General features: G+C 67.3%; 9 protein-coding genes and 1 tRNA gene. 5 read left to right on the top strand and 5 right to left on the bottom strand.

The genetic code is table 11. The features are described 5' to 3' along the window. Positions 1-126: 126 nt before the first annotated feature. The 3 genes from D3654_RS12025 to D3654_RS12015 all read right to left on the bottom strand — a co-directional run bounded on the left by D3654_RS12025 (position 127) and on the right by D3654_RS12015 (position 1,039). Complete coding sequence (locus D3654_RS12025; protein WP_120521735.1) at positions 127-525, bottom strand: NUDIX hydrolase; 399 nt, start codon at positions 523-525, stop codon at positions 127-129. Then, positions 522-965 (bottom strand): DUF6314 family protein, encoded by a 444-nt coding sequence (locus D3654_RS12020; RefSeq protein ID WP_120521734.1) that lies wholly within the window; start codon positions 963-965, stop codon positions 522-524. The genes D3654_RS12025 and D3654_RS12020 overlap by 4 nt, the downstream gene beginning before the upstream one ends. Position 966: 1 nt before the next feature. Continuing rightward, positions 967-1,039: transfer RNA gene (locus tag D3654_RS12015), tRNA-Arg, on the bottom strand. 106 nt (positions 1,040-1,145) lie between these two features. On the opposite strand from D3654_RS12015, the gene D3654_RS12010 reads away from it, so the two are divergent. From D3654_RS12010 to D3654_RS12000, 3 genes are all read left to right on the top strand, one after another. After that, positions 1,146-1,940, top strand: a complete 795-nt coding sequence (locus tag D3654_RS12010) for a DUF998 domain-containing protein (RefSeq protein WP_120521733.1) — start codon at positions 1,146-1,148, stop codon at positions 1,938-1,940. A 101-nt stretch (positions 1,941-2,041) separates the two neighbouring features. Further along, on the top strand, positions 2,042-2,455 hold the full coding sequence (locus D3654_RS12005) for a DUF7793 family protein (RefSeq protein ID WP_120521732.1): 414 nt from the start codon (positions 2,042-2,044) through the stop codon (positions 2,453-2,455). Then, positions 2,445-3,965 (top strand): putative bifunctional diguanylate cyclase/phosphodiesterase, encoded by a 1,521-nt coding sequence (locus tag D3654_RS12000; protein ID WP_120521731.1) that lies wholly within the window; start codon positions 2,445-2,447, stop codon positions 3,963-3,965. The genes D3654_RS12005 and D3654_RS12000 overlap by 11 nt, the downstream gene beginning before the upstream one ends. 117 nt (positions 3,966-4,082) lie before the next feature. Here D3654_RS12000 and D3654_RS11995 read toward each other — a convergent pair whose 3' ends face one another. Then, positions 4,083-4,328 carry a hypothetical protein gene (locus D3654_RS11995; RefSeq protein ID WP_120521730.1) on the bottom strand — a complete coding sequence of 82 codons (246 nt, stop codon included), beginning with the start codon at positions 4,326-4,328 and terminating at the stop codon, positions 4,083-4,085. Between the two features lie 176 nt (positions 4,329-4,504). On the opposite strand from D3654_RS11995, the gene D3654_RS11990 reads away from it, so the two are divergent. Together D3654_RS11990 and D3654_RS11985 are read left to right on the top strand one after the other, a co-directional pair. After that, positions 4,505-5,545 carry a hypothetical protein gene (locus D3654_RS11990; protein WP_120521729.1) on the top strand — a complete coding sequence of 347 codons (1,041 nt, stop codon included), beginning with the start codon at positions 4,505-4,507 and terminating at the stop codon, positions 5,543-5,545. 49 nt (positions 5,546-5,594) lie between these two features. Beyond that, complete coding sequence (locus D3654_RS11985) at positions 5,595-6,365, top strand: DUF998 domain-containing protein (protein ID WP_120521728.1); 771 nt, start codon at positions 5,595-5,597, stop codon at positions 6,363-6,365. 2 nt (positions 6,366-6,367) lie between these two features. Here D3654_RS11985 and D3654_RS11980 read toward each other — a convergent pair whose 3' ends face one another. Next, on the bottom strand, positions 6,368-6,994 hold the full coding sequence (locus tag D3654_RS11980) for a hypothetical protein (RefSeq protein WP_120521727.1): 627 nt from the start codon (positions 6,992-6,994) through the stop codon (positions 6,368-6,370). Positions 6,995-7,162 lie beyond the last annotated feature (168 nt).

The following is a 7,162-nucleotide window of genomic DNA, read 5'->3' as shown; positions in this document are numbered from 1 at the left end:
GAGTCACGACCGCAGGGCAGAACGGCCAGCATCTACTCTGCCAGCCAGTCCCGGACCAGCCACACCAATCCTCACAGTCGTTTTGAGGGTTCAAAACGACAACAACTGCGAGCTAGTTGGGCGGGCCTACTGCTTGGCGAGCGCCGGGAGGACGTGCTCGGTGAGCAGCGGGGCGAGGTCCTCCGGCAGTTCCCCGCCGAGCTCCAGCCAGCGGATTTCGGCGATCTCCGCCGAGGGGTGCGCCTCCCACATGCCGGGTGCGGTGAACACGGTGGCCTGGATGTCCGTGGCATCCTCGTTGGCGGCCGTGGCCAGGTAGACGCCCAGCGGCTCGAGCTCGCCCGGCGCGATCCGGATGCCCACCTCTTCGGCGAGTTCGCGCGACGCTGCCTCGGCGGCGCTTTCGCCCGGCTCCGGCTTTCCGCCGGGGTGCATGAACTTGTCGGTGCCGCGCTTGCGGACCGTCAGCATGCGGCCGGCGTCGTCGTACACGCAGACGGCGCTGACGACGATCAGATCCCTCACGGTTCCCTCCTCAGGACGGATTCAAGCAGCAGGTCCTTCGCCGGGCCGTGCACATCCCAGCTGTAGGCGAAGGAATCGGGGCCGAGCCAGCGGTAGTCCACGGCGTAGTCGTCCGGGTCGCACCAGTGCCGGTCCTGCGCCGCGGCCCCGCTGAAGCTGAAGCGGTGGAAGGGCCGGCCGTCGGGGAAGAACATGTCCATCGCGTCAGGGCTCTCCGCGGGACGCAGGAGGTATTCACGCGACGCGGGGCCGCTGTGGCTGCCCCACTCAAGGGTGCCGTTTTCGCGGTAGTGGAGGCCGCCGTCGGGCGTTTCCGAGTAATGCGCGACGCCGGTGAAGGTTCCGCGGGTGCCGGTGGCGCGGTCCCACAGCGTGCGCTCCACGGTCCAGCCGCCGGCCAGCCAGGCGCGGAGGTCCGGGACGGGCTGCTGGTCAGTCAAGTGCCCTCGATTGGAATCGAACCAACGACACCGGCTTTAGGAGAGCCGTGCTCTATCCACTGAGCTACGAGGGCGGGCGGTGCTCGAAACCTGCAAAATTCGGCCAGGCGCCGGACACGCATCTAAGCATACAAGCTGCAGGCAGGGCGTCAGAACACTTCGCCGCTAGGCTGGGGCCTGATGGGAAAGCAGATGTCCGCCCCGGCCGTGCCGGGCAGTTTCCTGCCCGATCTCGGAAATCCCCGGTCCCTCGTGGGCGCGTGGGCCCAGCTCAGCGTGGTGCAGTACTTCGCCGCCGAGGCCGCAGTCATTGAGGCGTGGGCGGGCAAGGCACCCTACGACCGCCGCACCGGCTACATCAGCGACCTCGGCGCCATCAACTGCGCCCCCTACGACGGGCGGGATGTCTGCTCCCCGCTGCACCTGCTCATGAACGCCTCGTTCGTGGTGCAGGGCCTCGGACTGCTCCTGGGCGCCTTGCTGCTGGGCTCGGCGATGCTGTGCATCGCGGCCCGGCCGGGGGTGCGCATCCAGCAGGGTGCTGCGTACCGCCGGAGCCGGAGCGGGGCGGTGGGTGTCCGGGTGCTGACGGGGGCGGCGGGTACCGGAACCGTGATTGTGGGACTGGTGCCCGAAGACCTGGGCTCGCCCTGGCATTTCGTCGGGGCGCTCATGTATTTCATCGGCGGTGCCCTTGCCCTGCTCCTCCTGGGGTTCCTGTGGCTTCCCCACACCAGGGTGAGTTGGTTCCTCCTTGCCTGCAGCGCGGCATGCCTTGCGGCGCTCGCCGTCGGGGGAGTGACCCGCATGGAGCTGCCCGAACCCGGCACCTTGGAGCGGCTGATGGCCTACCCGCTGACGGTCGGATTCTCCGCGGCCGGCGTGCTGATTGCCACCCGTGTGAGGCGGGTCCGGCGGGCCGCCGCCCGCGCGGCAATCAGCAGCCCTGCTTGGGACAGAAAGGCGCGGATGTGACAGGAGTGACTTATCATTGGTCCACCGCTGCAAGGCGCCGACAAGACACATGGCGAGTCGGAGCCGCAGGAATACCATCGCCACGGCAGGACCCGGGACCCATGAGCAATCAGCAGATCGCGCGCCAAGCAGGAGGCACGGACCTGGGAAGGACCGAGCCGATTGAGCTCGGGCTGGCCGACGACGGGATCGTCGAGGTTGTCCTCCCCGTCCGCTCGCAGCTCCGTGCCCCGGAAGCCCGGGCCGCGGCCACCATGGTGCGCGCGAAGGCCGACGGGCGTAAGCGCCCGCTGTTGCTCACCGTCACCGGCGTGCTGGACATCAACGACGGCGCCCGCGCTGTCTCCGCTGCCCCCGAAACTGTCTCGGCGCTCGCCTTGCTCGGCGAGAGTCCCGTGGACCGCGTCATCGCGCACTTCCTGCTGCGGGTGACGCCGAAGAGCATCCCCGCGCGATTCTTCACCTCCGAGGCCGCGGCCCGGGAGTGGCTGGCAGGTTACCTTCGTGAATCCTGAGCCGCAGGATCCGCGCCTCCTGGCCCTGGTCGAAGGGGTCATCCGCATCGCCGACGGCGACCTCAGCACGCGTATCCCGCTCTCGGGGCCGCGGGATGAAGTTGCCGCCGTCATCGCCGGAATCAACCTCATGGCCGACGACCTCCAAGCCGTGTACCGGGAACTGGAAGAACGGGTAGAGAGCCGGACGGCCATGCTCCGCGAGGCCCAGATCGAGCTCGAGCGGATGGCCCTGACCGATCCCTTGACGCAGCTGGCCAACCGTACGGCCCTCAACCGGGCGCTGAGCCAGGAACTGGCCGGAACCGCGGAGGGCGAACCGCCGCCCGCGCTGCTGGTCCTGGACCTGGATTCCTTCAAGGGAATCAATGACCGGCTGGGCCACAGCGCCGGGGACGACGTATTGCGGATAACCGCGCAGCGGATCACGGACGCCGTCCGGGAGGGCGATACCGTTGCCAGGCTCGGCGGGGACGAGTTTGCGGTGATGCTGCCAAAATCGAACGTGATGCAGGCGCGTGGCGTGGCGAAGCGGATCCTGCGCGCCCTGGCGGAAAGCATCGAAATCGGCGACCTGCGGATCGTCTGCGGTACCAGCATCGGGCTCAGGGTCGCCGAACCCGGCCAGTCCGTGGAGCAGCTCGTCATGGAGGCCGACACGGCCATGTACGCGGCCAAGGCCGAACAGCGCAACACCGTCCGGGTGTTCGAGCCGGCCCTGCTGCATGCGCGGAGGCTGCAGGGCCAGATGATCACCGAATTGCGCGAGGCGATCCGGACAGACCAGCTGGTTCTGTATTACCAGCCGGTGGTGGAGCTCAGCAGCGGCCGGGTTGAGGGAGCCGAGGCGCTTGTGCGGTGGAACCACCCCGAACGGGGCATGCTCATGCCGGACAAGTTCATCCCCCTGGCCGAGGAAACCGGGCTCATCGTGGATCTCGGGGACTGGGTCCTCCGACAGGCCCTGCGGCAATTGCGGACCTGGCTGGACACCCCGGGACTCGTCGATGACTTCAGCATGCGGGTGAACATTTCGCCCACGGAGTTAAGGAGCCTGGAGCTGATCGAACGGGTGCGGGACGCCCTCACGGACACCGGCGTCGACGCCTCGAAGCTGGTCATCGAACTCACGGAGTCCGCGGCTGTCAACGGCTCGGACCTGGACCGTTACTCCTTGTCCGGCCTGCGCCACCTGGGCGTCCAATTGGAAATCGACGACTTCGGCACGGGATATTCCTCCATCAGCTACCTGCGCAACCTGCCGGTGCACGTCGTCAAGATCGACAGGTCATTGATTGAAGGGCTGGGGTCGGACGACGGCCAGAGGGATTTCGTTGCCGCGGTGCTCCAGTTGATCCATGCCTGCGGAATGGAAGCGGTGGCCGAAGGGATCGAGACAGCCGAACAGGCCGCGGAGCTGTCCTGGCTGGGATGTGCGAGCGGGCAGGGCTACTACTTCAGCCGGCCGGTACCTCCCGAGGATTTTGTTCGTCTGCTGGGCCGCGGCTAATCCGAAAGCCTGGCGGATTCGAACCCGCCGGGGGAATGCCGCGGGAATTCAGTCCCGGCAATGCGAAGGGCGCCGGATACGATCCGGCGCCCTTGCTTGCCTCAACTATGCGTGGTCTTAGATGTCGTCTCCGGTCGTCGTGGAGTGGGGCCACCAGCCACCGGCTTCTACGGAGCTGTTCGAGGAGTTCGGCCACCAACCGCCCGCATCGACGGAGCTGTTCGAGAAGTTCGGCCACCAGCCACCGGCGACGGAGGTGTCCTGCCCGGAATGTTCGGCACTGGCCGAAATGGCTGCCGATGTGGAAAACCCAGCCACCGCAATCGCGGCAGCGGCAAGGAAAGTAGCGACAGTTCTTTTCATACGGATGCTCCTGATTGGTGACTGGTGTGATGCAAGAGAACGGAGTGAAACGTAGTTAGTATAGCGATTTGCGACACGCCGTGTCACTAGCTTGAGTTTACGATTTCGGCTGGAAGTGGTATTTTTCCGGGCCGAGTCCGGACAGTACTTCACTGCATTCTCGGCATAATAGGGTCATGCCGGAAAACAGGGGGACCCCGTCCTACGCAGCTGCTGAGCTGCGCGCAAGGGAGCACAGGGCCAGGCACGAATTCGCCCAGGCGGCGGACAGCGCACACAAGGCCGCGGACACGGCCCGTGACGACGGTGACATCTCCGGATGGTGGAACATGGTGTTCTTTCAAGCGGAGAACCTGTTGGACGCCGGGGAGTCCGGCGGGGCCGCGGACCTTGCCCGGACGCTGGTCGAAGCACCCCCGACAGTGGCCTCATCCCGGGATCGGGCGAGGGCGCTCATCCTGCTGGCAAATTCCGTGCAAGGCAGCGGACTCCTGGACGACGCCGCCGAAGCGGCACGCTCCGCGGTCGGCTTGCTCGCCGATGACGCCGACGCCGAATTTGAAGTCCACGCCCGCCAGGCCCTGATTGCGGCACTCGCCGAGTCCGGCAAGCTCGACGAGGCCTGGGAAGAATCCCTTGCGCTTTCCGCCCGGATCTCGGACGACATGGACGATCAATTGGCGGGCAAGGCCTACTGGGTGATCGGCAACGTCGCTTTCCTGTGCAACAAGGTCGAGGAAGGCCTGGAGCACCACGAACTCGCCGCCGACACTTTCTCGCCCGCGAGCAATCTTGATGTCTGGGCAAGATTCAACAAAGCCTCGGCCGCGATGCGCCTCGCGGCGGGCGTGGCGGATTCCGGGACGCTGCGCTGCATCGAGCGTGCCGAGCTCGCCACGGACATCGTGGGCGGCAGCGAGGAGGAAATCCTCCTGCTGCGCTACGTCCGCGCCCACTGGAACTTCCTGGCCGGAGACGCCCCGGCCGCCATCGCCCTGTTGACCGAGGTCACCGGGTCCGCGGACAAGCTCCCGCCGCAGACCGCGGGGGAGGCCTACTTGCTCCTTGCGCGCGCCGAAGCCTCGGACGGCCGCCGGCAGGCCGCCGAGCTGAGCCAGAAGCAGTCCGTGGAGTATTTCGAAAAGGCCGGTGCCCACCAGCGCGCCGTCCAGGCCGGCGCAGTCCTGTCCGGCGGAACGGACACCGCGAAGCCCTGACCGCGGATCGCCCTTCGCCGGTGGACGGCGTGGGTCTATATTGGGCGCTATGACGACGGCGGGTACCCCGCAGGCGGGCGACCGTGCACTGTTGCCGGACCTCGCCGGACGGCGTGAACTGGTGGGTGCCTGGGCTTCCCTGAGCCTCATCCACTACTTCGTGGTCGAAGCCGCGGCCATGGCCGCGTGGCAGGGCTCGCCGTCGTACGACAGGCGCTCCCACGTCATCAGCGACCTCGGCGCCGCGAACTGCGGCCCCTTCAACGGCTACCTGGTCTGCTCCCCGCTGAACTGGCTCATGAATGCGTCCTTTGTGCTGCAAGGTGTTGCGATGGTGCTCGGCGCCGTGCTGCTCAGCTCCGCAGTCTTGTCCGTGGCAGCCACGCCGGGCCAACGGGCGATCCGTACGGGTCCGGGCAACATTCCATGGCTCGCCGCCGGAGCGGTCAGGGCGCTGATCCTGGTGGCCGGAATCGGGCAGGCAATGGTGGGCCTCATCCCCGAGGACACGGAACTCGCGTGGCACCTCACCGGAGCCGGGCTCTACTTCATTGCAGCCCCGATTGCCTTGGCCATCCTCGGCTTTGTCTGGTTGCGCCGGAGTTCCATGTCCTGGATGGTGCTGCTCTTCGGCGTGGTGTCGGTCGGCGCCACCGTGTACGTGCTGGCGTCGGCGCTTCGGGTGGACGAACCGGGATCCATCGAGCGGACCATGGCCTACCCGATCATCCTGGGACTGTCCCTGGTGGGCCTCACGGTTGCCTACCGGGTGCACGGTGAACGCCGGAGGATCCGCAGGCTCGCAGCGCCTGCCCGTTAGGGTCAGGCGCGTTTCGCGCGGCGCCGCCCCAGGAACACGGCGGCCACGCCGCCGCCAAGGCTCAGCAGGAAAAGCACCCAGCCGAGCACGGTGAGGGCGGAAGCCAAGGCGACCTGGCCGGCGTCGGGCGTTGCCTGGGCCAAGGCGGCATCGATCGCGACGTTGCCCCACAACCGCACCACTGCAAAGGCCAGCGGTGCGGCCCACAGGGCCCAGCGGAGCGCCTTGCGGGAGACGTTGATGCCCACCAGCAGCAGCCAGCTGAAGCCGAAAATCAACGGAAACAGGGTGCTGGCCGTCTTGTGGATGTAGCCCAACTGGCCGCGGGCGTCGTCGTTCATGGCGCCGTGCAGCTGCTGGACGTAGTCGGCGGAGAAACCGCCGATCAGGGAATCAGGCATGGCCATGCCGTTGGCGAGCTGGGTCATCTGGTTCAGCGTCAGCAGGTGCAGGTACCAGAACAGGAACAGGCTCGCCACGACGCCGGCGATCACCACCAGCTTGCCGTTGCTTTCGGCCTTGGCCGGGGTGCGGTTCGTGGTGCGGTTCGCGGGGGTTGCCGGCTGGCTCGCCGGGACGGCTGCCTTGGCGCCGTGCTTCCTGATCCGTTGGGCGGGGGTCTTGGCCATCCAACCATTATCCCGCCACTTAGCGCCCATCCGCTTCCCCGACCTCGCGGATAGCGCCTATCCGCTTCCCCACCCTCGCTCCGCTCGGCCGGGGCCCCTCGCGGATAGCGCCCATCCGCTTCCCCACCCTCGCTCCGCTCGGCCGGGGCCCCTCGCGGATAGCGCCTA

It is taken from the genome of Arthrobacter celericrescens (assembly GCF_003614925.1).
Taxonomy (GTDB): Bacteria; Actinomycetota; Actinomycetes; order Actinomycetales; family Micrococcaceae; genus Arthrobacter; species Arthrobacter celericrescens.
This window is presented reverse-complemented; position numbering and strand designations above follow the sequence as displayed.